Consider the following 25,019-nt stretch of genomic DNA (forward strand, 5'->3'; position numbering starts at 1 on the left):
GTTCGCGCGGCCCTTCAAGATATTCGTTGCAAAAATGCAACGCGAATGGTGCGGCCGATGCGACGGGGCGCGGGTGCCCCGGCCCGGTCGGCAAACCCGCGGCGCCCGGGCCGTCACGACCCCCGGCGCGCTTGACGCGACTCGTCGGGGCGGTCACATGGGGAAAACCTCAGGAGCCCCGCCATGACCCTTGCCCGCGCCACCGAACAGAACGCCCCCACCGCCGCCGACGACCGGCTGATCGTGGCGCTGGACGTCCCGAACGTGCTGGAGGGCATCGACCTCGTGCAGAAGCTGGGGGACGCGGTGTCCTTCTACAAGATCGGGCTGGGGATGCTGACCGGCGGCGGGCTCGCGCTGGCGAACGAGCTGAAGGCCGAGCACGGCAAGCGCATCTTCCTCGACATGAAGCTGTTCGACATCGGCGCCACCATCGAGGCGGCGGTGCGGGGCATCGCGCAGTTCGACCTCGACTTCCTGACGGTGCACGGCGACCCCTACGTGGTCCGCGCCGCCAAGGAGGGCGCCGCCGGGTCCGACCTGAAGATCCTTGCCGTCACGGTGCTGACCTCGCTGGACCGGGACGACCTCGACTCCGCGCTCATCAAGGATGGCGTCATCCCGGACCTCGTGAGCGAACGGGCCGGGCGCGCCTTCGATGCCGGGGCGGACGGGGTGATCTGTTCGCCGAACGAGGCGGCGCTGGTCCGCGCCCTGCCGGAGGCCGAGGGCCGCCTGATCGTCACGCCGGGCGTGCGCCCCTTCGGGGCCGACGTGGGCGACCAGAAACGCATCGCAACCCCGGCCCAGGCGATTCGCGACGGCGCGGATCACATCGTGGTCGGCCGCCCGGTGCACCGCGCCGCATCGCCCCGGAAGGCCGCCGAGGCCATCGTGGCCGAGCTCCGCTCGCCCCAGGCGCAGCGCGCGAACTCCTGATCATTTCAATCACGCCCTGAAACATGTGAGCCGCCTAGATCCAGCAGGATTCAGGCGACTCTATCGCTATATCTGGTCGATTTTGGAACCGATTCGGGAAGGTTCGCGTTTTTCCACCGTAAGAAGTGCAGAAATGCCGGTCTGACGGAGATAAACGTGGCTCAGGTTCGAAATAATTTGACACGTGGTCGTGATGCAACGGCTGTCGTCCGGTCAACGATGGGCAAAAAGGCGCCGAATCCTGCGCTGACTTCCGCTTACACATTGGAGTCATGGGGAAATTCCATACCTGATTCCGCGATGAAACTTATCCACAACTTCTTACGTTATGTATACACAGGGGCCGAAAGTGGGGCCCGTTACAAAAAAGGGTTGAGGTTATGAGCGATATGACACCCCGAATTCACGACGTCCGTTACAACGCCGCCGAACAGTGCTTCGAGGCCATTGTGACCCTTCACACGCCGGGTGGACGGGTGCGCGTGGCCAGCACCTTCTCCGCGCCGATGACCACCGATTTCGAGGCCGCGTCGCGCGGACTGCTGAACACGGCACTGATGGCGATGGGCGACCGCGCCGCGCTGAAGTCGCGCGAGTTGCGCAAGCCGATTGTTCCGCCGCGCAGCCCGATGGCGTCGCACATGCCGCACGCCGCCTGATCCGTTTCCGTCTTTCGTCGCGCTGTCGATGGCATCCGGCGCGACACCTGCTGCCTGCCGCTCATACGCCTGTATGAGCCTGCCTGACCGAACCCCTTCTGTCCCTCGGGGAGCGGTCTGACTGCCGGGGCGCCGCACGCTGCCTTTCGCGGCCCCCGGCCTTTTCTCCCCCAGCGGGAGACCCATTCCCGCCGCGCCTTCCTTCACCGGCATTGCGCGGCACGATCTGCCTGCAGCCCATGCGCCTGTATGGGCCTGCCTTCCGGGATCTCTACTGTCCCCTTGAGACCCGGACAAACTGCCGGGGCGTGCCCAATTCAGGCACGTCCCGGTTTTTTCTTTTCCGAAGCAAGGTAGTTGGCGAGGATGCCGCGGAACGGCCAGACGGCATCCGGGGCGTTGACGAAATCCATGGGCGGGATGGCGGCCCATTCCAGACCTTCGCCGCCGAAACGCACCTCGTCCACCAGACCGGCCGGGCCGTGGGCCGCGAAGAACCAGCTTCTGCGCCCGCCTGCGTCGCGCAGGTGCACCCAGCGCAGCAGGCCGGGGTCGAGGGTCAGGCCCAGCTCTTCGCGGGTTTCGCGCAGGACGCAGGCGACGGGGTCCTCGTCGCCCTCTGCCACCCCGCCGGGGAAGTCCAGCATCCCCGGCCACGCCAGCCCCGGCGCGAAGTCGCGGCGCAGGACAAGCAGGTCGTCCCCGGCGAACAGCATCACCTTGGCGCCATAGAACCGGCGGCGGCTATTCATTGATGTCGGTGGTCCAGATCTTCACCTGGCCCTTGCGCTCTCCGGCGAGCTTGCGGATCACCAGCCACGCGACAAGCGAGGCCACCGCCCAGATCAGCAGCGTCAGCGGCAGAGAGCCCAGACCCGTGACCAGCAGCAGGAACCCGACGATGAAGGCGCCGACCGCCAGCCCGAGGGCGATGAACCCCGGCGCCAGCACCTCGACGATCAGGAGGACGATGCCCCCCGCGATCCAGAGCCACCAGGTGTCCCAGCTCATGACGTGCTTCCCTTGAACAGCTTGAACGCGTTGCCGAAGGCCTCGATCGCGCTCGACGGCAGGACGATGGTCTGCGTGCCGCCCTTCTCGGCCATGCGGCGCAGGGCGTCGACCTGCTTCAGCGCGACCTCGTATTGCGCGGCCTCGACGCCGTTTTCGCGGATGACCTTGGCCACGACCTCGGTGGCGTAGGCTTCGGCGTCGGCGGTGATGCGGCGCGCCTCAGCCTCCTGCTTGGCGGCGTAAAGCTGGGCGTCGGCGGCGAGTTCGACCGCGCGGCGCTTGCCCTCGGCCTCCGTCACCTGCGCGCGGCGGGCGCGTTCGGCGTTGAGCTGCTGGAGCATCGCGTCGCGCGTCGCCTGGTCGAGGTTCACGTCGAGGATCTCGGCCCGCGTCACCTCGATCCCCCAGTTGTCGACGGCGTCCTCCACCAGCATCTTGATCTCGGCGATCAGGCGGGCGCGGTTCGACTGCACCTCGTCCAGTTCCATCTTGCCGATCTCGGCGCGGACGATGCCTGCGACGGTCGTGGCAATGGCCGCGTCCACGTCACGGATGCGGTAGACGGTCTTTTCCGGTTCGAGGATGCGGTAGAAAACCGAGGTCTCCACCTCCACCAGCACGTTGTCCATGGTGATCGCGTCCTGGGAGGCTGTGGGCAGCTGGCGTTCGAGGATCGATATCTTGTGCCGGACCTTGTCGAGGAAGGGCACGATGAAGTTGATCCCCGGCCCGAGGACCGCGCGCAGCCGGCCGAAGCGTTCGACCACGTGTTTTTCGGACTGCGGGACAATCCGCACGCCGAGGAAAATGCAAAGCAGGATAAAGACCGCCAGCAGGAGGAACACGATGTTCCCGCCGAGGAATTCGGCGATCAGCGACTCAATGGGCATCGAAGGACCTTTCTCGGAAATAATCTTCGACTTATGTAAGCATGGCCGGAGATTTGCGCCAGATTATCCGGTGACCCGGCAAGGATAACCCGACCATGCCCGCGCTGTGCCGCGACTGCCTGACCCTCTTTGACAGCGGACCGCGCTGCCCCGCCTGCGGGCGGCCGCGCGTGATCGCCCATCCGGAGCTGGCCGAGCTGAGCATCGCGCACATGGATTGCGACGCCTTCTATGCCTCGGTCGAAAAGCGCGACAATCCGGAACTGGCCGACAAGCCGGTGATCATCGGCGGCGGGCGGCGCGGGGTGGTGTCGACCGCCTGCTACGTGGCGCGCATCCGCGGCGTGCGTTCGGCCATGCCGATGTTCAAGGCGCTGCAGCTCTGCCCCGACGCGGTCATCATCAGGCCCCGGATGGAGGTCTATGTCGGCGTCTCGCGCCAGATCCGCGCCATGATGGAAGAGCTGACCCCCGCGATCGAGCCCTTGTCGCTGGACGAGGCCTTCATGGACCTGTCGGGCACCACGCGGCTGCACGGCGCGCCGCCCGCCGTCATGCTGGCGCGTCTGGTCAAGCGGATGCAGGCAGAGCTGGGGGTGACCGGCTCCATCGGGCTGTCGCACAACAAGTTCCTGGCCAAGATCGCCTCCGACCTCGACAAGCCGCGCGGGTTTGCCGTGATCGGCAAGGCGGAGACGCAGGCGTTTCTCAGGCCGAAATCGGTGCGCATGTTGTGGGGTGTGGGTCAGGCCGGGCAGGAGAGCCTCGACCGCGCGGGCATCCGCACCTTCGAGGACCTCTTGCGCTGGGACCGCCGCGATCTCGAGGCGCGGTTCGGCGCCATGGGCACGCGGCTGTGGCACCTTGCGCGGGGCGAGGATCACAGGCGGGTCACGCGCAACGCGCCGGTGAAGTCGATCTCGAACGAGACGACCTTCAACGAGGACACCGCCGATGCGGATATCCTCGACGGGCATCTGTGGCGGCTGTCGGAAAAGACCACGGACCGCGCCAAGGCGAAGGGCATGGCCGGCCGCACCGTCACGCTGAAGCTGCGGCGCACGAATTTCAGCATCCTCACCCGGCGGATGACCCTGCCGGACGCGACGCAGATGGCCGACCGGCTTTACCGGGCGTCCCGTGCACTGTTCGACCAGGTGAAGGAACCGGGGCCGTGGCGGCTGATCGGCGTGGGTCTGTCGGACCTCGTCCCCGAGGCCCAGGCGGATCGTGCGGGCGATCTGCTCGATCCGCAGGCCGGTGCGCGGGCAAAGGCGGAGCGTGCCGCCGACGAGATCCGCGCCCGTTTCGGCAGCGAGGCGATCCTGAAGGGCCGCGCGCTGCGCTGACGGCGTGCGGGGCGGTGTGCCCCTGTCAGGCGCCGCGCCGCATCAGGTCGTCTTCTTCCTCGGTGACGCTGTACCCCAGCGCGTCCAGCCCGGCCTCAAGGTTGTCGGCGAGGTGCGGCGTGCCGATCAGGTAGTCCGACGTGGGCGCCGTCGCCTCTGCCAGCGCGGTGCGGTAGGCCTCGTCGAATTCCTCCGGCTCGAACGAGCCGCGCCCGATCCACATGATCGCGGTCAGCGCCGCGGCTTCCTCTTCGTCCATCCGGTCGATCAGGCCGCGCAGCTCGCCCTCGCCCCGTTCGATTTCGCGCGCCATGAGAATCACGGCCGCCACTTGTCTTGTGCTGATCTGGTCCATGCGGTCATCCTTCACTGTCTGATCAGGGCGGACACTGCACCGAAAAGAGGTACGGCACCTTGATCTTAAGCAAACAGCCGGAAATAGAGCCAATCCGGCAAAAACTGGCTGCCGCGGAACAACAGGCTGAACATGCGAGGAAACGCGCGCTGGAAGCTGTTGCCGCTCATGTGGCGGAAGACGATGTCCGCCGCCTCTTCGGGCTCCATGATGAAGGGCATCCTGAAGTCGTTCTTTTCGGTCAGCTGCGTGCGGATGAAGCCCGGGTTCACAAGCTGCACGTCGACGCCGGTGCCCTTGAGGTCGGCGTAAAGCGATTCCGCCAGCGCCATGATGCCCGACTTGGTCGCGACATAGGCCGCGGCCCCCGGCAGGCCGCGATAGCCAGACAGCGACCCGGTCAGCACGATGTGCCCGGACCCGCGCGCCACGAAGCGCGGCACCACCACGCCCACCAGCCGCATCGCCCCGCCGAAGTTGACGTCGGCCATGAGATTGGCGTGCTCCGCCTCCCATTCCTTGCCGCCGAAGGGCCAGTAGACCGCCGCAAGCTGCACCACGCCGTCGAACGTCCCGATCTTCTGCGCGGCCTCTTCCAGCGCCTCGGCGTCGGTGACATCCACGGGGACCACCTCGGCCTTGCCGGGCAGCTTGTCGGCCAGCGCGCGCAGCTTGTCCTCCGACCGGGCCGAGAGGATCAGTTCGGCGCCCGCCTCGCTCAGCCTGTGGGCCAGTGCGGCGCCCAGTCCTTCGCTTGCGCCCACGATCCAGTAGCGCTTTCCGTTCCAGTCTCTCACACAACCTCCTTGCGGCGCATGACCGCCACGAGTTCAGCAACCTTCAGACCCAACTTCCGAAACTGCGAGCGGTTCACGATGGTCCCGTCCGGGGTGAGATACATCCAGTCCGTGGCGTTCAGCACGATGCCGCCCTTGTCCTCCGGCAGGCGCAGCCGGTAGCGCATCTGCACGGACGGGCCGCTCTGCCGGCCGCGGCCCTCGCCCACCACGTCCGCTGCCGTGGCGCGGATGCGGCCGTCGTTGCCGAGCGTGAGGTGCCAGGCGCGCTCTTCCTCCACGCCGGAGGCATAGAGGTAGCGTTCGTGCAGGACGCAGGTGTTGCCCTCCCAAGTGGCGACGAAATCGCCCCGGAAGCGGGATGTGACGCGGCCGGTGGGCCCGTAGATCACGCCCTCCGCCTCCAGCGCGCCGTTCAGGTGGCGGCGGATGTCCATCGCTTCGCCGGGGGCATCGGCATAGTCGGCGGGGCGCTGCGCGGAGAACCCCGCCAGCCGGTCGCGGAGCCAGACGAGGGCCAGCGCCACGAACCCGCCGGTCAGGAGCCAGACGGCCGTCATCATGCGGCTTTCCTTTCGTGATGCGGGCCGGAGACCTCGGGCTTCGGCGGTTCGGGGCGGTTGCGGTAGCGCGCGCCCTTCCACCACAGCTTCAGCGCCTGCCAGTGGATCAGCGCGAGCACCCGGCGCGACCCGAACGGACGGCGCAACAGGGTCCAGAGCAGGTGCCCGCTGGTCAGCGGTTTGCGCGGACCGACCAGCGTAGCGATCAGGCCGCCGCCGTCGTGGTCGAGGTCGATCCAGATGCCGATCCGATCTGCCGTGATGTCGAAGCGGAAGGTGTAACCCCCGGCAATCGGCTGGAACGGCGAGACATGGAAGACCTTCTCTGCCGCCAGTTCGTCGCCCGGCCCGATGGGCGCGCCGTCCGGCTTGTGGCAGAGGTAGGAGTGCCGGTCGCCGAAGGTGTTGCTGACCTCGGCGATCACCGCCTTCAGCGCGTCGCCGTCATAGGCCAGCCAGAAGGACACCGGGTTGAACACGTGGCCAAGGATGCGCGGCTGGGTCAGCAGCATCAGCGGCCCCTTCGCCGCGATGCCATGGCGGTCCAGCACCTCGCGCGCCCAGGGGGCACCGCGCCCGTGCTTCGGCGGGCCGCCGTGGTCGCTGTCCTGAACGGAGGCGACGTTGCGCCGGTTGCGGGAAAACAGCCGCGGGCCCTTCACCTTCGCCTCCGCATCGAAGAGCACGTAGTCGACGGAATAGCGGAAGGCGTTTTCCAGCGCCCCCTTCCGCCCATGCCACGTATGGGCCTGGATGAGGTCGACGGTCATGCCACCGCCCCGAGCCGGTTGCCCGCGCGGATCGCCTCTGCCACGTCGGCCGCGCTGGCCAGCCCGTCCTCGTGGAAACCGTTGCGCATCCATGCTCCGCAGAACCACGTGTTCTGCGCGCCGTTGAACCGGGCGACCTGAGCCTGCGCCTGCAACATGCCCTCGTCGTAGACCGGGTGCCGCAGGATGACCTCGTCGTAGATCAGGTCCTCACGGATCGGGCGGGTGCTGTTGAGGGTGACGAACATCGGGTCCTCTTCCGGGATCGGCTGGAGGCGGTTCATCCAGTAGGTGAGGTCGATGGTCTCGACCGTCTTGTCGGCGGCTTCGGTGTAGTTCCACGACGACCACGCGGCGCGGCGTTTCGGCATCAAAGTCTCGTCGGCGTGCAGGACGACGCGGTTCGGCTGGTAGGCGACCTTCGACAGGGCGGCGCGTTCCTCGACGCTTGGGTCTTCGAGCAGGCGCAGGGAGGTGTCGCCATGGGTGGCCATCACCACCTCGTCGAAGGTGTCCCAGTCGGCGCCGGGCACCTTGATCCGCACCTTGCCGCCCGCGCGCCGCACCGCCTGCACCGGCGTGTCGGGGCGGAGCGTCGCGCCGCGCGCCACAAGCGCCGCGGTCAGCCGCCGCACGTATTCCACCGATCCGCCCTGCACCGTCCACCACTGGTGCTGGCCGGTGGCGCTGAGCAGCGCGTGGTTCTGGAAGAAGGTGACAAGCGCGTGGGCGGGGAAATCCATGATCTTCTCGGTCGGCGTCGACCAGATCGCGCCGGACAGCGGCAAGAGGTAGTAGTCGCGGAACCACGCCCCGGTGCCCAGCACGTCGAGGAATTGGCCCAGCGTCAGGCTGCGGTCGCGAGCGACCTCGACCGCGCGGGCGTTGAACCGCATCACGTCGCGCAGCATCCCCCAGAACTTCGGGTTCCCCAGGTTGCGCTTCTGGGCGAAGATCGCCTTCAGGTTCCGCAGCCCGTATTCCATGCGCCCGCCGCCGAGCGAGGCGGAAAAGCTCATGTCCGAGGGGGTCACCGGCACGTCCAGGTCGTCGAAGAGGCGCGTCAGAAGGGGGTAGTTGGCGTAGTTGAAAACGATGAAGCCGGTGTCGACCGGCTGGTCGCCCCGCTTGCCCGCCATCCGGGTCCGGGCGTGCCCGCCAAGGCGCGGCTCTGCCTCGAACACGGTGACATGCGCGTCCTCCGCCAGCATATACGCCGCGCCGAGGCCGGAGATGCCGCCTCCGATGACGGCGATGCGGCGTGGCGCGAGCGGGCTGTTTTCGAACGGCATGGGCAGGTCCTTCTTGATGACTGGCCTGTTGTCTACGCAACAGCCCTCTGGACGGATGACTTTAAGCCGTGACTTGCAAGGAAAAACTGACGCCGCCCGCGCGGCGGGGCCTGCACCGCAAGCTCCGCACGCGGTGATGAAAAAAATGTGATCCGGGTGGCGCACAGCTCCGTAAGATGGGCATGTTCACCGCAACCGACACCGCCGACCCTTGCGACTCCCTGCCCCCTGCCATCCCGGCGGGCGGCGGGCGATCAAGGGTGAGACGACCGAAGAGGACCGCCGTGAACAGACAGTCCGACAGCGAACGCGAAGAGGAGCAGGCCACCTGGGCCGCGCTTCTGATCCGCATTCGCGACCATCGGGACGAAGCCGCCTTTGCCGCGCTGTTCGCGCATTTCGCGCCGCGGCTGAAGGGCTTCCTGATCCGCAGCGGCGCCGACGCCGCGCAGGCGGAGGAATGCGTGCAGGAGGTGATGACGACGCTCTGGCAGAAGGCCGCGCAGTTCGATCCCGACCGCGCCTCTGCCGCGACGTGGTTGTTCACCATCGCGCGGAACAAGCGCATCGACCTGCTGCGCCGCTCCCGCCGGCCGGAGCCGGAGGACCTGCCCTGGGGGCCGGAACCGGACCCTGACCAGGCGGATATGCTGGGGCTTCAACAGGAGACGGAGGCGCTGGGTGCCGCCGTGGCCGCGCTGCCGCCGAAACAGCGCGACCTGATCCACAAGGCCTATTTCGGCGAGATGACCCACAGCGAGATCGCCGCCGAGACCGGCCTTCCGCTGGGCACGATAAAATCACGTATTCGGCTCGCGCTGGACCGCCTGCGCCATGCCATGGACGGAAAGAACGAGAGATGACGGAGATCACGCACCACCTGACCGAGAGCCTCGTGATGGGCTATGCCGCGGGCACCCTGCCCGAGGCGGTGAACCTGATTGTCGCCGCGCATGTGTCGATGTGCGACACCTGCCGTGCCGCCGTGGAGGCGCATGAGGCAGTCGGCGGCGCGCTGCTGGACGACACCGACGCCGTGGCGATGGACGACGGCGCGCTGGACCGCGCGCTGGCCGCCGTGCGCGGCGCCGCTCCCGAGGAGCGCCCGATCCACATGCCGAAGACCGACCCGGTCGTTCCGGCCCCGCTGGTCGACTACATCGGCGGCGGGCTGGAGGACGTGCGCTGGCGTCCGCTGGGCATGGGCGTGAAGCAGGCGATCCTGCCCACCGCTCCGGGCGCCACCGCACGGCTGCTGTACATCCCGGCGGGCACCGCCGTGCCGGACCACGGCCACAACGGGCTGGAGCTGACGCTGGTCCTGCAGGGCGCGTTTTCGGACGAGGACGGCCGCTATGCCCGCGGCGACGTGGAGGTCGCCGACGGCGACACCCAGCACATGCCGGTGGCCGACATCTCGGGCGATTGCATCTGTCTTGCCGTAACCGACGCGCCGCTGAAATTCCGCAGCTTCCTCCCGCGTCTGCTGCAGCCCTTGTTCCGTATCTAGTGACAGGGTTCGACGAAGAAGGGGCGCGCCGGTGATCGGCGCGCCCCGCTTCGTTCGGAAGGAGGGTGGCGCAAAGCCCCACCCTACAGGATCTCAGTGCTTCTTCTTCCGGGGCGGCATGAGGTCCGTGATGGTGCCCTCGAACATCTCCGCCGCGAAGTTCACCGTCTCCGACAGGGTCGGATGCGGGTGGATCGTGTGGCCCAAGTCGACCGCATCGGCGCCCATCTCGATGGCCAGCGCCACTTCGGCGATCAGGTCGCCCGCGCTGGGGCCGACGATGCAGCCGCCGACGACGCGCTGATCCTCCGGATCGAAGAGCAGCTTGGTCATGCCCTCGCTCCGGCCCAGCGACAGGGACCGCCCCGAGGCCGCCCATGGGAACACGCCCTTCTCGACCTTGATGCCCTGCTCCTTGGCCTGCGTTTCCGTCAGGCCGACCCATGCGACCTCCGGATCGGTATAGGCCACCGACGGGATCACCAGGGCGTCGAAGTGGCGCTTCTCTCCGGCGCAGACCTCTGCCGCGACCTTGCCTTCGTGCACCGCCTTGTGCGCCAGCATCGGCTGGCCCACCACGTCGCCGATGGCGAAGATATGCGACACGCCGGTGCGCTGCTGGCTGTCCACGGCGATGAAGCCGCGGTCGTCCACCGCCACGCCCGCCTTGTCGGCGTCGATCTTCTTGCCGTTCGGACGGCGGCCCACCGACACCAGGACCTTGTCGAAGGTGTCGGAGAAGGACTCGCCCTTCTCGTCCTCGAAGGTGACGTGCAGGCCGTCGTCCTTCGCCTCGACCCCGGTGACCTTGGTCTTGAGGAAGATGTTCTCGTACCGGCCCTTGATGCGCTGCATCAGCGGCTTGACCACGTCCTTGTCGGCGCCCGGGATGATCTGATCCATCAGTTCGACGACCGTGATCTTCGACCCCAGCGCGTCGTAGACGCAGGCCATCTCCAGCCCGATGATCCCGCCGCCCAGCACCAGCATCCGCTTCGGGATGTCGGCCAGTTCCAGTGCGCCGGTGGAGTCGATCACCCGCGGATCGTCATGCGGGATGAAGGGCAGCGCCACGGGTTCAGAACCGGCGGCGATGATGCACTGGTCGAAGCTGACCGAGGTGCCCTCGACGTCGATCATGTTCGGCCCGGTGAACTTGCCGAAGCCCTTCACCACCTTGACCTTGCGCTGCTTGGCCAGCCCGTCGAGGCCGCCGGTCAGCTTGCCGACCACCTCGTTCTTGAAGCCGCGCAGCGCGTCGAGGTCGATCTCCGGCTTGCCGAACTTGAGCCCGTGGTGCGCGGTCTCCTCCGCCTCCGTGATGACCTTGGCCATGTGCAGAAGCGCCTTCGAGGGGATGCAGCCGACGTTGAGGCAGACGCCGCCAAGGCTGTCGTGCTTCTCGATCAGCACCACCGACTTGCCGAGGTCCGCCGCGCGGAACGCAGCCGTGTAGCCGCCGGGGCCGGAGCCCAGGACGACCACCTCGGCATGCACGTCGCCGGGGCCTGTCGCGGTGCCGCTGGCCTCGACGGCCTTCGGCGCCTCCTTGGCGGGGGCCTTCTCCTCGGACTTGCCTTCGCTGTCGCCGGAATCCGGATCGCCGGAGTCGCCCGACGCGCCTTCGAGCACGACGATCACGTCGCCCTCGGACACGCGGTCGCCTTCCTTCACCTTGATTTCCTTGACCTTGCCGGCGCCCGAAGAGGGCACCTCCATGGTCGCCTTGTCGGATTCCAGTTCGATCAGGACGTCCTCTTCCGCCACGGTGTCGCCCACCGAGACGAGGACCGTGACCACGGGAACGTCCTTGAAATCGCCGATATCGGGTACCTTGATGTCCATGTCGCTCACCACATCAGCTTGCGCATGTCGCCGAGCAGCGTCTTGAGCGTCACGCAGAAGCGTGCGGCAAGCGCGCCGTCGATGGCACGGTGGTCATAGGACAGCGACAGCGGCTGCATGAGGCGCGGGACGAACTGTTCGCCGTCCCAGACCGGGGCCATCTTCGACCGGGTGAGGCCGAGGATCGCCACCTCCGGCGCGTTCACGATGGGGGTGAAGGACGTACCGCCGATCCCGCCCAGAGACGAGATGGTGAAGGTCGCGCCCTGCATGTCGCCGGACTTCAGCTCCCCCTTGCGGGCCTTGGAGCTGAGCTCCATCAGGTCCTTCGATATCTCCACCAGGCCCTTGCGGTCGGCGTCCTTGATGACCGGAACCATCAGGCCGTTCGGCGTGTCCGCCGCGAAGCCGATGTTGTAGAAGTCCTTCTTGATCAGCTTGTCGCCGTCCGGGTGGATCGACGAGTTCACTTCCCAGTGCTCCTTCAGCGCCGAGACCGAGGCCTTGATCACGAAGGACAGCAGCGTGACGCGATAGCCGTCTTCCTTGGCCATCGTGTCCATTTCCTTGCGGTACTTGTCCAGCTCGGTGATGTCGGCTTCGTCGTTGTGGGTGACATGCGGGATGTTCAGCCACGAGCGGTGCAGCGCGGGGCCGGAGATCTTCTTGATCCGCGGCATTTCCACGTCCTCGACAGGCCCGAACTTCGAGAAGTCGACCTTCGGGATCGGCGGAATGCCCATGCCGCCGGACGCCGCGGGTGCACCCGCAGCCGGCGCCGCCTGGCCCTTCAGCGCCTTTTCCACGTCCTCGCGCAGGATGCGGCCCTTGCGGCCCGACCCGTTCACATGGGCGAGGTCGACCTCGACCCGGCGGGCGAATGCCCGGACGGACGGCGAGGCGTGGACCTTGTTGAACCCCTTGTCGGTCACGGCAGAGGGCGCCGGGGCGGCCTGCTGCGACGACGAGGACTCCTTCGGCGCGTCCTTGGATTCGCTCTTGGAGGTGTCCTTCGACTCCTCCTTGGGCGCCTCGGACTTCTCTTCCTTGGCGGCGCCCGCGTCGTCGCCTTCCAGCAGGATGATGACGGTGCCTTCGGACACCTTGTCGCCTTCGGAGACGAGAATCTCCTTCACCTTGCCCGCGGCCGACGACGGCACTTCCATCGTCGCCTTGTCGGATTCCAGCTCGATCAGCGCGTCCTCTTCCGCGACGGTGTCGCCGACGCTCACAAGGATGCTGACCACCGGGACATCGGTGAAATCGCCGATGTCCGGCACTTTAACTTCGGTTGCCATTCGTATTCCCTCCTCGTGCCGTCAAACCAAACGCGGGTTCGGCTTGCCGCCGTCGATGTCGTATTTCTTCATGGCCGCCTCGAGATCCTTGTCCGAGACGACGCCTTCACGCCACAGGTCCACCATCGCCGCGGCGGCGATGTGGTTGGCGTCCACCTCGAAGAACTTGCGCAGGTTCACCCGGCTGTCCGAGCGGCCGAAGCCGTCGGTGCCCAGCACGGTGAAGCGCTGCTTGACCGCACCGCGCACCTGTTCGGCGTAGTTCTTCATGTAGTCGGTCGCCACCACGATCGGGCCCTGCACGTTGGTCAGGGTCTGGGTGATGTAGGGCACGCGCTCTTCCGCGAAGGGGTTGAGACGGTTGTGCCGCTCGCAGTCCTGATAGTCGCGGGCCAGTTCGTTGAACGAGGTCGCCGACCAGATGTCGGAAGTGACGGCAAAGTCTTCCTCCAGCATCTTCGCTGCCTTGATCGCCTGCACGAGGATCGTGCCGGAGCCCATCAGGTTGACGTGCTTCTTGGCGGGCTTGTCGGCCTTCTTCATCCGGTAGAGGCCCTTGATGATGCCCTCTTCGGCGCCCATCGGCATTTCCGGGTGATGGTAGTTCTCGTTCATCAGGGTCAGGTAGAAGTAGACGTCCTCCTGGTCCACGAACATCCGCTGGAGGCCGTTCTGCACGATCACCGCCACCTCGTAAGAGAAGGTCGGGTCGTAGCTGATGCAGTTCGGGATGGTGCCCGCAAGGATGTGGCTGTGGCCGTCCTCGTGCTGCAGGCCCTCGCCGTTCAGCGTGGTCCGCCCGGCGGTGCCGCCCAGCATGAAGCCGCGCGCACGGCTGTCACCGGCGGCCCAGGCGAGATCGCCGATCCGCTGGAAGCCGAACATCGAGTAGTAGATGTAGAACGGGATCATCGGGACGCCGTGGTTGGAATATGACGTTGCCGCCGCGATCCAGTCCGCCATGGCACCGGCCTCGTTGATGCCTTCCTGCAGCACCTGGCCGTCCTTCGATTCTTTGTAGTAGGACATCTGTTCGCGGTCTTCGGGGGTATAAAGCTGCCCCTTCGGATTGTAGATGCCCACCGAGCGGAACAGCCCTTCCATCCCGAAGGTGCGGCTTTCGTCCGGCACGATCGGCACGACCTGCTTGCCCACCTTCTTGTCCCGCAGAAGAGTGGTCAGGATGCGGACAAAGGCCATCGTGGTCGAGAACTCGCGGTCGCCGGAATCCTGCAGCTCCTTCTTGAAGGCATCGAGTTGCGGGATCTCCAGCTTCGGCGCGTCGGTGAACCGCTTGGGGAAGGCCCCGCCCAGTTCCTTGCGCTTCTCGGCAAGGTAGGCCTTCTGCGCGTTGTTCAGCGTCACGAAGGGCGCATCGCCCTTTTCCAGTTCCTCGTCGGTCACCGGGATGCGGAAGCGGTCGCGCATCGCCTTCAGCTGATCCACCTGCATCTTCTTCTGCTGGTGGGTGGTGTTCTGACCCTCGCCGGCGGTGCCCATGCCGTAGCCCTTGACGGTCTTCACCAGCAGGACGGTCGGCTGACCTTCGGACTTCGTGGCGCGCAGGAAGGCGTTGTAGACCTTCTTCGGATCGTGGCCGCCGCGGCGCAGCGCCCAGATCTGGTCGTCGGTCCAGTCCTTCACCAGTTCGGCCGTCTCCGGGTACTTGCCGAAGAAGTGCTTGCGGATGTAGGCGCCGTCCTTCGACTTGAAGGTCTGGTAGTCGCCGTCGATGGTCTCGTCCATCAGCTGCCGCAGCTTGCCGGAGGTGTCCTGCTCCAGCAGTTCGTCCCAGCCCCGGCCCCAGAGCAGCTTGATCACGTCCCAGCCGGAGCCGCGGAAGTTGCCCTCGAGTTCCTGCACGATCTTGGAGTTGCCGCGCACCGGACCGTCGAGGCGCTGCAGGTTGCAGTTCACCACGAAGATCAGGTTGTCGAGCCCTTCGCGGGCGGCCAGGTGGATGGCGCCCAGCGATTCCGGTTCGTCCATCTCGCCGTCGCCGAGGAAGGCCCAGACCTTGCGGTCGCCCATGTCGATGTGGCCGCGGTTGTGCATGTATTTCATGAACCGCGCCTGGTAGATCGCCATCAGCGGGCCAAGGCCCATGCTGACCGTCGGGAACTGCCAGTAGTCGGGCATCAGCCAGGGGTGCGGGTAGGAGGAAAGACCTTCGCCGCCGACTTCGGAACGGAACAGCTTCAGCTGCTCCTCGCTGATCCGGCCCTCCATGAACGAGCGCGCGTAGATGCCGGGGATCACGTGGCCCTGGAAGAACACGAGGTCGCCGCCGTGGATCGCGCTCTTGGAGCGCCAGAAGTGGTTGAGGCCCACGTCATAGAGCGCGGCAGAGGACGCGAACGACGCGATGTGGCCGCCGTATTCGGAGGATTCCTTGTTCCGCTTCACCACCGTCGCCATGGCGTTCCAGCGGTTGATGGTGCGGATGCGCCATTCCATCTCCGCATCGCCGGGCATGTCGACCTCGTCGTCCGGCGAAATGGTGTTCTGGTAAGGGGTCGTCGCAGAAAAGGGCAGCCTTGCCCCGGCTGCCCTTGCGCGCTGAACCGCCTTGTCCAACAGGAAATGCGCACGGTCCGCACCGTCGCGCTCGATCACATCCTCGATGGCTTCCTGCCATTCCTGGGATTCGACCGGATCAAGATCCTGGGGAGCGTCTTTCATGTATTCTCCTCCTGCCACCGATGCCGCAGTGCGGCATTGGTTTAGCTCTAAACAATTTCACAGCCTTGCCGAAGCAAACTGCCCATTGGGGAGAAGCCTAGCACAATCCTCCCATGGTTAAAGTGGGGTCTATCAGGGGGCGTGACGGAGCGGCAGATTACCCGCCGCATAACGTCCATGCGCAGGGCGCATAACTTCGGACACGGAGCGCATAGCTAATAGTTCAGTGTTAAACTACTTCTGCGGAAGCGGCTGCGCGGCACGGTCGGTCAGCACCAAAGGCTCTTCGGACAGTTCCTCGAAATCGAAATTATCCAGCCTTCTCGCGCGCTTACCGGCCTTGTCGGCGCTGATGCGGATGTCCTCGATGTCCTTCGCGGCCATCCCGAAATGCCGGTCGAGGTTGCCGACACGGATGCCCAGACGCTCCAGATCGCCGGACAGCGCGTGCAACTCCTTCCGGATCGCCCCCGCCTGCGCCCGCATCCGGGCATCCTTGAGAATCGCCCGCATCGTGTTCAGCGTCGCCATGCAGGTCGTCGGCGAAACGATCCAGACGCGGGCGGTGAACCCCTCCCGCACCAGCTCCGGGAAATTGGCGTGCAGCTCGGCGTAGATAGCCTCGGACGGCAGGAACATCAGCGCGCCATCCGCCGTCTCGCCCTCGATCAGGTAGCGGTCGGAAATGTCACGGATGTGCTTGCGGACCGACATCCGGAAGGCCTGCGCGGCGCGGGTCACCTGCTCGGGCGTGTCGGCGCGGCGCATCGCCTCGTAGCCCTCCAGCGGGAACTTCGCGTCCACCACGATCGGCCCCGGCGGGTTCGGCAGGTGGATCAGGCAATCCGCCCGCCGCCCGTTCGAAAGCGTCGCCTGCAGCGTGTAGCTGTCCGAGGGCAGCGCCTTCGACACGATATCGGTCAACTGGATCTCGCCGAAGGCGCCGCGCGTCTGCTTGTTCGACAGGATGTCCTGCAATGACAGCACGTCGCCTGAAAGACGCGTGATGTTGGCCTGCGCCTTGTCGATGACCTGCAACCGCTCCTGCAATTCGCCAAGCGAGCGGGCCGTGCGCCGGGCAGAGCCGTGCAGGTTCTCGGCCATGCGCTCCTGCACTTCTGCCAGCCGCTGCTCCATCAACTGGATCATCGCCGACTGGCTCGCCGCCTGCGCCTCGCTCACGTGATGCAGGCCGCCGGCCAGCCGCTCCTGCCCGTCCGACAGGGCCTGCACCCGGCGCGCCAACTGGCCCAGCGGCTCCACCGCCCGGGCAGACCGCCCCGCCGCGCGCACCGTCATCACCAGCAGAAGCAGGATCAGCAGCACCACCGCCACACCCGCCAGCCCGGCCAGCATCAGCGGATCGTTCAGGTCCAGCGTCACCCCGCCCAACGCGATCATGTGCGCCCGAACAGCCGTTCGATGTCGGAAAGCTTCAGTTCCACGTAGGTCGGGCGGCCATGGTTGCACTGGCCGGAATGGGGAGTCGCCTCCATCTCGCGCAGCAGCGCGTTCATCTCTTCGGCCCGCATGACGCGGCCGGACCGGATGGAGCCGTGGCAGGCGACCCGGCTCAGGATCGCCTCGATCTTTTCCTGCACGAGGGAGGTTTCGCCCATGTCGTCCAGCTCGTCGAGGATGTCACGGATCAGGCCCTGGCTGTCCACCTCGCCGAGGATCGCGGGGGTTTCGCGCACCGCGATGGCCCCCGCGCCGAAGGGTTCCACCGTCAGGCCCATGCGCGACAGGTCGTCCGCCACGGCAAGCAGCCGCGCCGCGTCGTCCGAGGACAGGTCGACCACGTCCGGGATCAGCAGCGCCTGCGCGGGCACGCCGTTTTCCGCCATCTGGCGCTTCAGCTTTTCATAGACCAGCCGTTCGTGCGCCGCGTGCTGGTCGACGATCACCACACCGTCCTCGGTCTGGGCGATGATGTAGTTCTCGTGCACCTGCCCGCGCGCCGCACCCAGGGGCCGGCGGGTCACATCCTCGGCAGGGGTCTCGGCCACAGGCGCCGTCTCGACCACGCGGCCGGAAAAGCTGTCGCCGAGATCGGCGAAGCCCGGCGCCGGGGCCTGCGCCCGGTAGGCCGCCGCGCGTGCGCCAAGCGAGGGGCGGTCCATCTGATAGACGCGCGGGCCGCTCACCGGCTCGGGCCCCGCGCCAAGCGCCGCATGCGGGTGCGACGCGTAGGACTGCCCGGCCTCCGGGCGCATCGCGTCCAGCGTCGCCGCCGCCACGGTGGACGAGGCCCGGTGCCCCGCCTGCGCCAGCGCGTGACGGAGGGTCGTCACGATCAGGCCACGCACCACGCCGGGATCGCGGAAGCGCACTTCGGACTTCGCCGGGTGCACGTTCACGTCCACCTTGTGCGGGTCGCAATCGACGAACAGCGCCACCGCAGGGTGCCGTTCGCGCGACAGGAAGTCTTGGTAGGCGCCGCGCAGCGCGCCGATCAGCATCTTGTCGCGGACGGGGCGGCCATTGACGAAGAGGTACTGCGCCACCGCCGTGCCGCGCGAATAGGTCGGTAGCGCGGCATAGCCGGTCAGGCGGAAACCCTCGCGCTCCGACTCCACCGCCAGCGCGTTGTCGGTGAACTCCGCCCCCATGATCCGCGACAGCCGCCCGCGCAGCGCATCGAAGAGGTCGCCGGTCTCAGGCTCAACCCGGAAGGTGACGCGGTCGCCCCCGCCGGACACGTCGCGCAGGGTGAAGCCCACCCCCGGTTCCGCCATCGCCAGCCGCTTTACCGTGTCGGAGATCGCCTGCGTCTCCGCCCGGTCGGTGCGCAGGAACTTCAGCCGCGCGGGGGTGGCGTAGAACAGGTCGCGCAAAGTGACCACCGTGCCGCCATTCAGCGCGCAGGGTTTCACGGCGCTCATCGCGCCGCCCTCGACCGAAAGCTCCACCCCGGCCTCGCCGCGCACCCGGCTTTGCAGCGTCAGCCGCCCCACCGCGCCCAGCGAGGGCAGCGCCTCTCCGCGGAAGCCGAAGGAGTGGATGTCGAGCAGGTCGGAGCCATCGATCTTCGACGTGGCGTGGCGCGACAGGGCCAGGGGCAGCTCCGCCCCGGTCATGCCGCACCCGTCGTCGGTGACCCGGATCAGGGTCTTGCCGCCGTCCGCGATCTCGATTCCCACCCGGCGCGCGCCCGCGTCTATGGCGTTTTCCACCAGTTCCTTGACCGCCGAGGCAGGCCGTTCGACCACCTCGCCCGCCGCAATACGGTTGACAGCCGCGTCGTCGAGTTGTCGGATAACCGGGCGCATATTGGGGTCATGGGTATTCATGCCACCAGACCTAGCAGGGCCATGCCGATTCTGGAACCATGCGCCGCGCGTACCGTGACGAAATCTTAACGGTGATACGTGATACTGGGGCAACATATGTACCTTTGTATCATGCCCCACGAAACTTTCTTGCGTTAATAAAGTTTAAGGAATATGTTAGCGTTCACAAGGGAAAGGAAACGAAGATGCTAGTGCCCCTGATTGCGTTCGAAACGATTTCGTCTCTGTACGGCGAAGCCTTCGCAAAGACCTGGTTCCAGCCGGTTTCTGTCGCGCGCAAATAACGACGACCCGCGCAGAGACGCGGGCCGTTTCATCAAGACCGGGGCAAGACGGCGACGCCTGGCCCCAGCCGGATCTCTTGTCCCTCAGCCCTCTTCCGCCGCCCTGAACCAGCGACGGATGGCAGCGCGCTCTTCTTCTTCCATGTAGGACAGGTTGGCGGGCGGCATCGCATGCGTCACGCCCGCCTGAAGGTAGATCGCCCGCGCCTGCCGCGCGATCTGGTCCGCGGTTTCCAGCCGCACGTTCTTTGGCGGCCAGAGGAACGGACCGTATCCCGGTTCCGCCGCGTGGCACATCGAACAGCGGCCCAGCACGATGTCGTGCACCTCGTCGAAGCCCTCCGCCTCGGCATAGCGCAACGCCGCGCCCTGCGCCTCTTCCACCGGATCGTCGCGGTAGAGCGGCGCGGTCGACAGCCACATCACGATGATGAACAGGATCGCGGTGGCCAGCCACGTCCAGTGCGGATTGCCCTTCCGCGCGTGCATCGTGTTGAAGAAATGCCGGATCGTGACCCCCATCAGGAACACCAGCGACGCGATCAGCCAGTTGTATTCGCTCGCAAAGGCCAGCGGGTAGTGGTTCGACAGCATCAGGAACAGCACCGGCAGCGTCAGGTAGTTGTTGTGCGTGGACCGCTGCTTGGCGATGTAGCCGTACTTCGGATCGGGTTTCCGCCCGGCCAGCAGGTCCGCCACCACGATCTTCTGGTTCGGGATGATGATGTTGACCACGTTGCCGGTCATGATCGTCGCGGTGAAGGCGCCGAGGTGCAGCATCGCCGCCCGCCCGCTGAAGACCGAGGTGTAGAACAGCGCCATCAGCACGATGATGACGAACAGCACGACCATCAGCAGGTTCATGTTCTTGCCGATGGGCGACTTGCAGATCTGGTCGTAGGCCACCCAGCCCAGCACCAGCGACAGTATCGAGATGCCGATCGCCTGCCACCCGGCAATATCCGCGACGCTCGGGTCGACAAGGTAGAATTCCGCCCCGAAGTAATAGACGATGGTCAGCAGGGCAAAGCCCGAGATCCACGTCCAGTAGCTTTCCCACTTGAACCACACGAGGTCGCCGGGCATCTGGTCCGGCGCCACGAGGTACTTCTGGATGTGGTAGAAACCGCCGCCGTGCACCTGCCATTCCTCGCCGTCCGCGCCCGAGGCGAGGTTGCGGTCCCGGTGCAGCCCGAGGTCCAGCGCGATGAAATAGAACGACGACCCGATCCAGGCGATGGCGGTGATGACATGCAGCCATCGGACGGCGAACTCCATCCAGGCGCCGATGGTGGCGAAATCGTACATGCCGTGTCCCTCTTTTTCGTATTTTCCACGAAGTTAGCCCGCCGCCGCGCCGGCTGCAAAGCCCCGTTAAGTGCCTTGCGACGACAGGTCTTTTCGCCTGCGCAGAAAAAGGGCAGCGATCCGCCGTGGAACCGGCCCCCTTGTTCCCCGTTTATATTCGACTACGTGAATATCAAACACGCCAACGACACAACGCAAAGACACAAGGAGACACCCATGTTCACCCGAACCAGCCCATCGACCGGCACAGGTTCGCCCGAGGTCACAGGCTTCTACGACTCCGACACCGGATCCATCATGTACGTGGCCGCGGACCCCGCGACGAAGAAGGCCGCGCTGATCGACGTGGTGCTCGACTTCGACGCACCGGCGGGCCGCACCCGCACGGACAGCGCGCAGGAAGTGCTGGATTTCGTCAGGGACAAGGGGCTCAGCGTCGAGTGGATCCTCGACACCCACCCGCATGCCGATCACCTCATGGCCTCTGCATGGCTGAAGGAACAGACCGGCGCGCCCACCGCCATCGGCGAGAAGGTGCACGAGATCGCCGAACTTTGGCGCAAGCTCTATAACCTGCCCGAGGCCTTCGAGCCGGACCGCGACTTCGACCGGCTCTTCGCCGACGGCGACACCTTCAGGCTGGGCGAGATCGACGTGACGGTCATGCTCTCCCCCGGCCACGCGCTGGGCTCGATCACCTATGTCATGGGCGACGCCGCCTTCGTGCACGACACCTTCATGCACGTCGATTCAGGCACCTCGCGCGCCGACTTCCCCGGCGGCTCGTCGAAGGATCTGTGGGACTCGCTGCAGGCGATCCTGTCGCTGCCCGACGACACCCGCCTGAATGTCGGCCACGACTATCCCCCGGTGGACGGGCGAGAGGACCCGGCCTGGGAGGCCACCGTGGCCGAGCACCGCGCCCGCAACAAGCACATCGGCGGCAACGTGACCGAGGCCGAGTACCGCAAGCTGCGCGACGAACGCGACGCAACGCTGTCCCTGCCCGACCGGATGCTGCACGCGCTGCAGGTCAACCTCCGGGGCGGGCGCTTGCCCCCCGCCGAGTCCGACGGCAACCATTATTTCAAGATCCCCGCGAACAGGTTCTGAGGAGACAGATCATGAAGACCGAAACCATAAACGACGCCACGTTCGAGACATGGACCCCCGACGAGGTCGAGACCGCGATGCAGAAGGGCGAGATCGTCCTGATCGACGTCCGCACCCCGCAGGAATACATGTTCGAACACATCGAGGGCGCGCTGCTGATGCCGATGGCCTTCTTCAGGGCCGATGCCCTGCCCGGCCAGTCCGACAAGCGCATCGTGTTCCACTGCGGCTCCGGCGTGCGATCCGAGAAGGTCAGCCGCGCCGCCATCGAGGCCGGCGTGAAGACCATCGCCCATATGGAGGGCGGCTTCGGCGCCTGGAAGCAGGCAAAGAAGGCCTACACCGGCACCGACATGGGCTCCGGCGCGCCGAAGAAGGTGCCCGCCGGCTGAGCGCCCGATGGCCGCCGCCCGGGCGGCCACATGATCCAGCGCAACGTCACGCGGCTTGCGCAATGGCATGCTGAAACCAGAAGGTCCCCCGGGCGTTGTCCGGGGGTCCCCCAGAAGGAGAGGCACCATGATCACCATCACCCCCCTGCCCCCGAAGGGCCACTACGAAGTCCGCATGTCCGGCCGCATCCGCGAGGACGACTACGAGGACCGGCTCATCCCCGCGCTCGACAAGGCGATCGAGGAACACGACCGCATCCGCATCCTGACCGTCATCGAGGACGACGCCGAGTTTTCCATCGGCGCGATGCTCGACGACGCGGAGCTCGGGATGCGGCACTGGAAAGGCTTCGACCGCGTCGCGGTCGTGGGCAAGCCCGGCTGGATGATGCGCCTCGTGCGCGGCTTCGGCCCGGTCATGCCCTGCCCCGTCCGCACCTTCGCGCCGGGCCAGGAAGACGACGCGCGCCGCTGGCTGCAGGAATCGCTGGGCGCCATGCACCAGACCGACCTCGGCGACGGCGTGCTGCACGTCCAGCTCGTCGGCAGGCTCGACCCGGCGGTGATGGAGGAGGAAGAGCGCGACATGGACGCCTTCGTGCGCGCCAACCCGCGCTTCCGCCTGCTCCTCGACCTGACGGAATTCGACGGCTGGCAGGGGCTGGCCGCGCTGAACCAGCACTTCCGCATCGCCCGCAACCACTACGACCTGATCGACAAGGCCGCCGTGGTGGGCAAGGCGTCCTGGCAGAAACTCGCCGCCCGCGGTCTCGGCCACCTGTCGGGCGCGAAGGTCAAGCACTTCGACCCGGACGATCTCGACGCCGCCAAGACCTGGATCAAGGCCTGAGCCGGCACGCTCGCAAAGAACAGGCCCCGGCCGGAACCGGGGCCGCCTCGCCGGGCCGTCACGCGATCCCCGCGGCAAGGGACCAGACCCCGGTCCCTTCATCTTGGCGATAAATACCTGATCCCCGGCCTGTCCCGGGACACCCTGCCGGGCCCCGTGGCGATCCCCGCGACAAACGCAAAAGGCGCGGCGTGTCCCACACGCCGCGCTCAATACTTCAGGCCGTGGGCATCGCCACCATCAGGCCCTGCGCCTGCAGCGCCTCATGCGCCTCGTCGAGGCTCTTCCACGCCCGCTCGATCAGCGTGTCGATCTCCTCGTGGGAAATCACCAGCGGCGGAGAGATGATCATGCGGTCGTTCACGTGCCGCATGATCAGGTTGTTGGCAAAGCACCGCTCCCGGCAGATGTAGCCGGCCTGCCCCGCCTCACCCGCGAACTCCGCCCGCGATGCCTTGTCCGGCGTCAGCGCGATGGACCCCATCAGCCCGACAATCGTCGCCTCGCCCACCAGCGGATGTTCGGTCAGCGATTCGAACCGCTCCTTGAGGTAGGGCGCCACGTGGTCGCGCGCCCGCGTCACGATGCCTTCCTCGTCCAGCAGGCGCAGGTTCTCCAGCGCCACCGCACAGGCCACCGGGTGCCCGGAATAGGTGTAGCCGTGGTTGAACTCCACGTCGCCGATCACCGCCTCGACCGCGTCCGACACGATGGAAGCGCCGATCGGCTGGTAGCCCGAGGACAGCCCCTTCGCGACGGTCATGATGTCGGGACGGATGTCCATGGTCTGCGACCCGAACCACTCGCCGGTCCGGCCGAAGCCGCAGATCACCTCGTCGGCGATCAGCAGGATGCCGTACTTGTCGACGATGCGCTGGATCTCCGGCCAGTAGGTCGACGGCGGCACGATCACCCCGCCCGCACCCTGGATCGGCTCGGCGATGAAGGCCGCGACCTTGTCCTGCCCGATCTCGAGGATCTTCTCCTCCAGCAGACGCGCCCGCGCCAGCCCGAACTCCTCCGGCGTCATGTCCCCGCCCTCGAGATACCAGTACGGCTGGTCGATGTGGTGGATGCCGGGGATCGGCAGGCCGCCCTGCGCGTGGATGCCCTTCATCCCGCCAAGGCTGCCCGACCCCACTGACGACCCGTGGTAGCCGTTCCACCGCGCGATGATCTGGTCGCGCTGCGGCTGGCCCTTCTCGGCCCAGTAGGTCCGCACCATGCGCAGGTTGGTGTCGTTTGCCTCCGACCCGGAGTTGGCGAAGAACACGTGGTTCAGATCGCCCGGCGCCAGCTCCGCCAGCCGCGCGGCCAGGTTGATCGCCGGCACGTGGCTGGTCTGGAAGAAGGTGTTGTAGAACGGCAGGTCGCGCATCTGCCGGGCGGCGACCTCGGCCAGCTCCTCGCGCCCGTAACCCACGTTCACGCACCAAAGCCCCGCCATGGCGTCGAGGATGCGGTTGCCCTCGCTGTCCTGCAGCCAGCAGCCCTCGGCCCGGGTGATGATCCGCGCGCCCTTGTCCTTCAGCCCGCCTGCATGGGTGAAGGGGTGGATGTGGTGTGCCGCGTCCAGGGCCTGCAGCTCGGCGGTGGGGGAATTGATGGTCAGGATGGTCATGAAACGCCTCCGGTCAGAGTTGGCGCCAGAATATGATCAAATTTTGCGAAGTCAATCGACTCGCCCCGGAACGACCGATCCCGACCAAAGACCCGGCCATCCCGAAGGCCGGACGCCGGGACCACACAAACGCCCCCGGCTCCCCGACACGCACGGACAGGAAAACCCTGCCCCTTCATCTTGGCAAAAATACCT

At 66.5% G+C, this 25,019-nt stretch carries 23 protein-coding genes; 8 read left to right on the forward strand and 15 right to left on the reverse strand.

Annotated features, from left to right (window positions below; genetic code table 11):
- Nucleotides 1–183: 183 nt before the first annotated feature.
- Nucleotides 184–939, forward strand: a complete 756-nt coding sequence (gene pyrF / locus ACU0DV_RS12990) for an orotidine-5'-phosphate decarboxylase (protein WP_370311393.1) — start codon at nucleotides 184–186, stop codon at nucleotides 937–939.
- A gap of 380 nt (nucleotides 940–1,319) precedes the next feature.
- A complete protein-coding gene (locus tag ACU0DV_RS12995) occupies nucleotides 1,320–1,598 on the forward strand; it encodes a hypothetical protein (protein ID WP_446241567.1) in 279 nt (92 codons plus the stop codon).
- 317 nt (nucleotides 1,599–1,915) lie between these two features.
- On the opposite strand, the gene ACU0DV_RS13000 is transcribed toward ACU0DV_RS12995, so the two are convergent.
- The 3 genes from ACU0DV_RS13000 to ACU0DV_RS13010 are packed head-to-tail and all read right to left on the reverse strand — an operon-like array spanning nucleotide 1,916 to nucleotide 3,502.
- The gene (locus ACU0DV_RS13000) at nucleotides 1,916–2,350 is read right to left on the reverse strand and encodes an NUDIX hydrolase (RefSeq protein ID WP_446241568.1); all 435 of its coding nucleotides are present in this window, start codon (nucleotides 2,348–2,350) and stop codon (nucleotides 1,916–1,918) included.
- Nucleotides 2,343–2,609 (reverse strand): NfeD family protein, encoded by a 267-nt coding sequence (locus tag ACU0DV_RS13005; protein ID WP_100928498.1) that lies wholly within the window; start codon nucleotides 2,607–2,609, stop codon nucleotides 2,343–2,345. Before ACU0DV_RS13005 ends, ACU0DV_RS13000 begins: the two co-directional genes overlap by 8 nt.
- On the reverse strand, nucleotides 2,606–3,502 hold the full coding sequence (locus ACU0DV_RS13010) for an SPFH domain-containing protein (protein ID WP_446241569.1): 897 nt from the start codon (nucleotides 3,500–3,502) through the stop codon (nucleotides 2,606–2,608). Before ACU0DV_RS13010 ends, ACU0DV_RS13005 begins: the two co-directional genes overlap by 4 nt.
- A gap of 95 nt (nucleotides 3,503–3,597) precedes the next feature.
- On the opposite strand from ACU0DV_RS13010, the gene ACU0DV_RS13015 reads away from it, so the two are divergent.
- Nucleotides 3,598–4,851, forward strand: a complete 1,254-nt coding sequence (locus tag ACU0DV_RS13015; protein WP_100928500.1) for a DNA polymerase IV — start codon at nucleotides 3,598–3,600, stop codon at nucleotides 4,849–4,851.
- Between the two features lie 25 nt (nucleotides 4,852–4,876).
- On the opposite strand, the gene ACU0DV_RS13020 is transcribed toward ACU0DV_RS13015, so the two are convergent.
- The 5 genes from ACU0DV_RS13020 to ACU0DV_RS13040 form a co-directional block, all read right to left on the reverse strand.
- Nucleotides 4,877–5,206, reverse strand: coding sequence for a DUF3775 domain-containing protein (locus ACU0DV_RS13020; protein ID WP_100928501.1), 330 nt, complete (start codon nucleotides 5,204–5,206; stop codon nucleotides 4,877–4,879).
- Between the two features lie 65 nt (nucleotides 5,207–5,271).
- Nucleotides 5,272–6,003, reverse strand: coding sequence for an SDR family NAD(P)-dependent oxidoreductase (locus tag ACU0DV_RS13025; protein ID WP_100928502.1), 732 nt, complete (start codon nucleotides 6,001–6,003; stop codon nucleotides 5,272–5,274).
- Nucleotides 6,000–6,563 carry a DUF3833 family protein gene (locus tag ACU0DV_RS13030; protein WP_446241684.1) on the reverse strand — a complete coding sequence of 188 codons (564 nt, stop codon included), beginning with the start codon at nucleotides 6,561–6,563 and terminating at the stop codon, nucleotides 6,000–6,002. The genes ACU0DV_RS13025 and ACU0DV_RS13030 overlap by 4 nt, the downstream gene beginning before the upstream one ends.
- The gene (locus tag ACU0DV_RS13035) at nucleotides 6,563–7,336 is read right to left on the reverse strand and encodes a DUF1365 domain-containing protein (RefSeq protein ID WP_446241570.1); all 774 of its coding nucleotides are present in this window, start codon (nucleotides 7,334–7,336) and stop codon (nucleotides 6,563–6,565) included. The genes ACU0DV_RS13030 and ACU0DV_RS13035 overlap by 1 nt, the downstream gene beginning before the upstream one ends.
- Entirely contained in the window at nucleotides 7,333–8,628 is a 1,296-nt protein-coding gene (locus tag ACU0DV_RS13040) for an NAD(P)/FAD-dependent oxidoreductase (protein ID WP_370311399.1), read from the reverse strand. Before ACU0DV_RS13040 ends, ACU0DV_RS13035 begins: the two co-directional genes overlap by 4 nt.
- Before the next feature lie 182 nt (nucleotides 8,629–8,810).
- On the opposite strand from ACU0DV_RS13040, the gene ACU0DV_RS13045 reads away from it, so the two are divergent.
- Both ACU0DV_RS13045 and ACU0DV_RS13050 read left to right on the forward strand, forming a co-directional pair.
- Complete coding sequence (locus ACU0DV_RS13045) at nucleotides 8,811–9,491, forward strand: sigma-70 family RNA polymerase sigma factor (RefSeq protein WP_446241571.1); 681 nt, start codon at nucleotides 8,811–8,813, stop codon at nucleotides 9,489–9,491.
- Nucleotides 9,488–10,138, forward strand: a complete 651-nt coding sequence (locus ACU0DV_RS13050) for a ChrR family anti-sigma-E factor (protein WP_100928506.1) — start codon at nucleotides 9,488–9,490, stop codon at nucleotides 10,136–10,138. The genes ACU0DV_RS13045 and ACU0DV_RS13050 overlap by 4 nt, the downstream gene beginning before the upstream one ends.
- 93 nt (nucleotides 10,139–10,231) lie before the next feature.
- Here the strand turns inward: ACU0DV_RS13050 and lpdA are convergent, their stop codons facing one another.
- The 6 genes from lpdA to ACU0DV_RS13080 all read right to left on the reverse strand — a co-directional run bounded on the left by lpdA (nucleotide 10,232) and on the right by ACU0DV_RS13080 (nucleotide 20,848).
- On the reverse strand, nucleotides 10,232–11,983 hold the full coding sequence (gene lpdA / locus ACU0DV_RS13055) for a dihydrolipoyl dehydrogenase (protein ID WP_446241572.1): 1,752 nt from the start codon (nucleotides 11,981–11,983) through the stop codon (nucleotides 10,232–10,234).
- A 5-nt stretch (nucleotides 11,984–11,988) separates the two neighbouring features.
- The gene (aceF, locus tag ACU0DV_RS13060; protein WP_283981537.1) at nucleotides 11,989–13,281 is read right to left on the reverse strand and encodes a dihydrolipoyllysine-residue acetyltransferase; all 1,293 of its coding nucleotides are present in this window, start codon (nucleotides 13,279–13,281) and stop codon (nucleotides 11,989–11,991) included.
- A 21-nt stretch (nucleotides 13,282–13,302) separates the two neighbouring features.
- Entirely contained in the window at nucleotides 13,303–15,963 is a 2,661-nt protein-coding gene (aceE, locus tag ACU0DV_RS13065; protein WP_100928508.1) for a pyruvate dehydrogenase (acetyl-transferring), homodimeric type, read from the reverse strand.
- A 234-nt stretch (nucleotides 15,964–16,197) separates the two neighbouring features.
- On the reverse strand, nucleotides 16,198–17,364 hold the full coding sequence (locus ACU0DV_RS13070; protein WP_446241573.1) for a DNA recombination protein RmuC: 1,167 nt from the start codon (nucleotides 17,362–17,364) through the stop codon (nucleotides 16,198–16,200).
- Nucleotides 17,361–19,256: a DNA mismatch repair endonuclease MutL gene (gene mutL / locus ACU0DV_RS13075; protein WP_446241574.1), complete on the reverse strand. Its 1,896-nt coding sequence runs from the start codon at nucleotides 19,254–19,256 to the stop codon at nucleotides 17,361–17,363. Before mutL ends, ACU0DV_RS13070 begins: the two co-directional genes overlap by 4 nt.
- Before the next feature lie 368 nt (nucleotides 19,257–19,624).
- Nucleotides 19,625–20,848 carry a urate hydroxylase PuuD gene (locus ACU0DV_RS13080; protein WP_100928511.1) on the reverse strand — a complete coding sequence of 408 codons (1,224 nt, stop codon included), beginning with the start codon at nucleotides 20,846–20,848 and terminating at the stop codon, nucleotides 19,625–19,627.
- 216 nt (nucleotides 20,849–21,064) lie between these two features.
- On the opposite strand from ACU0DV_RS13080, the gene ACU0DV_RS13085 reads away from it, so the two are divergent.
- The 3 genes from ACU0DV_RS13085 (at nucleotide 21,065) to ACU0DV_RS13095 (ending at nucleotide 23,203) form a co-directional block, all read left to right on the forward strand.
- A complete protein-coding gene (locus ACU0DV_RS13085) occupies nucleotides 21,065–21,961 on the forward strand; it encodes an MBL fold metallo-hydrolase (protein WP_446241575.1) in 897 nt (298 codons plus the stop codon).
- A gap of 11 nt (nucleotides 21,962–21,972) precedes the next feature.
- Complete coding sequence (locus ACU0DV_RS13090) at nucleotides 21,973–22,353, forward strand: rhodanese-like domain-containing protein (protein ID WP_100928513.1); 381 nt, start codon at nucleotides 21,973–21,975, stop codon at nucleotides 22,351–22,353.
- A gap of 127 nt (nucleotides 22,354–22,480) precedes the next feature.
- A complete protein-coding gene (locus tag ACU0DV_RS13095; protein WP_446241576.1) occupies nucleotides 22,481–23,203 on the forward strand; it encodes an STAS/SEC14 domain-containing protein in 723 nt (240 codons plus the stop codon).
- A gap of 217 nt (nucleotides 23,204–23,420) precedes the next feature.
- On the opposite strand, the gene ACU0DV_RS13100 is transcribed toward ACU0DV_RS13095, so the two are convergent.
- Complete coding sequence (locus tag ACU0DV_RS13100) at nucleotides 23,421–24,824, reverse strand: aspartate aminotransferase family protein (protein ID WP_446241577.1); 1,404 nt, start codon at nucleotides 24,822–24,824, stop codon at nucleotides 23,421–23,423.
- Nucleotides 24,825–25,019 lie beyond the last annotated feature (195 nt).

This window comes from Sagittula sp., assembly GCF_052825245.1.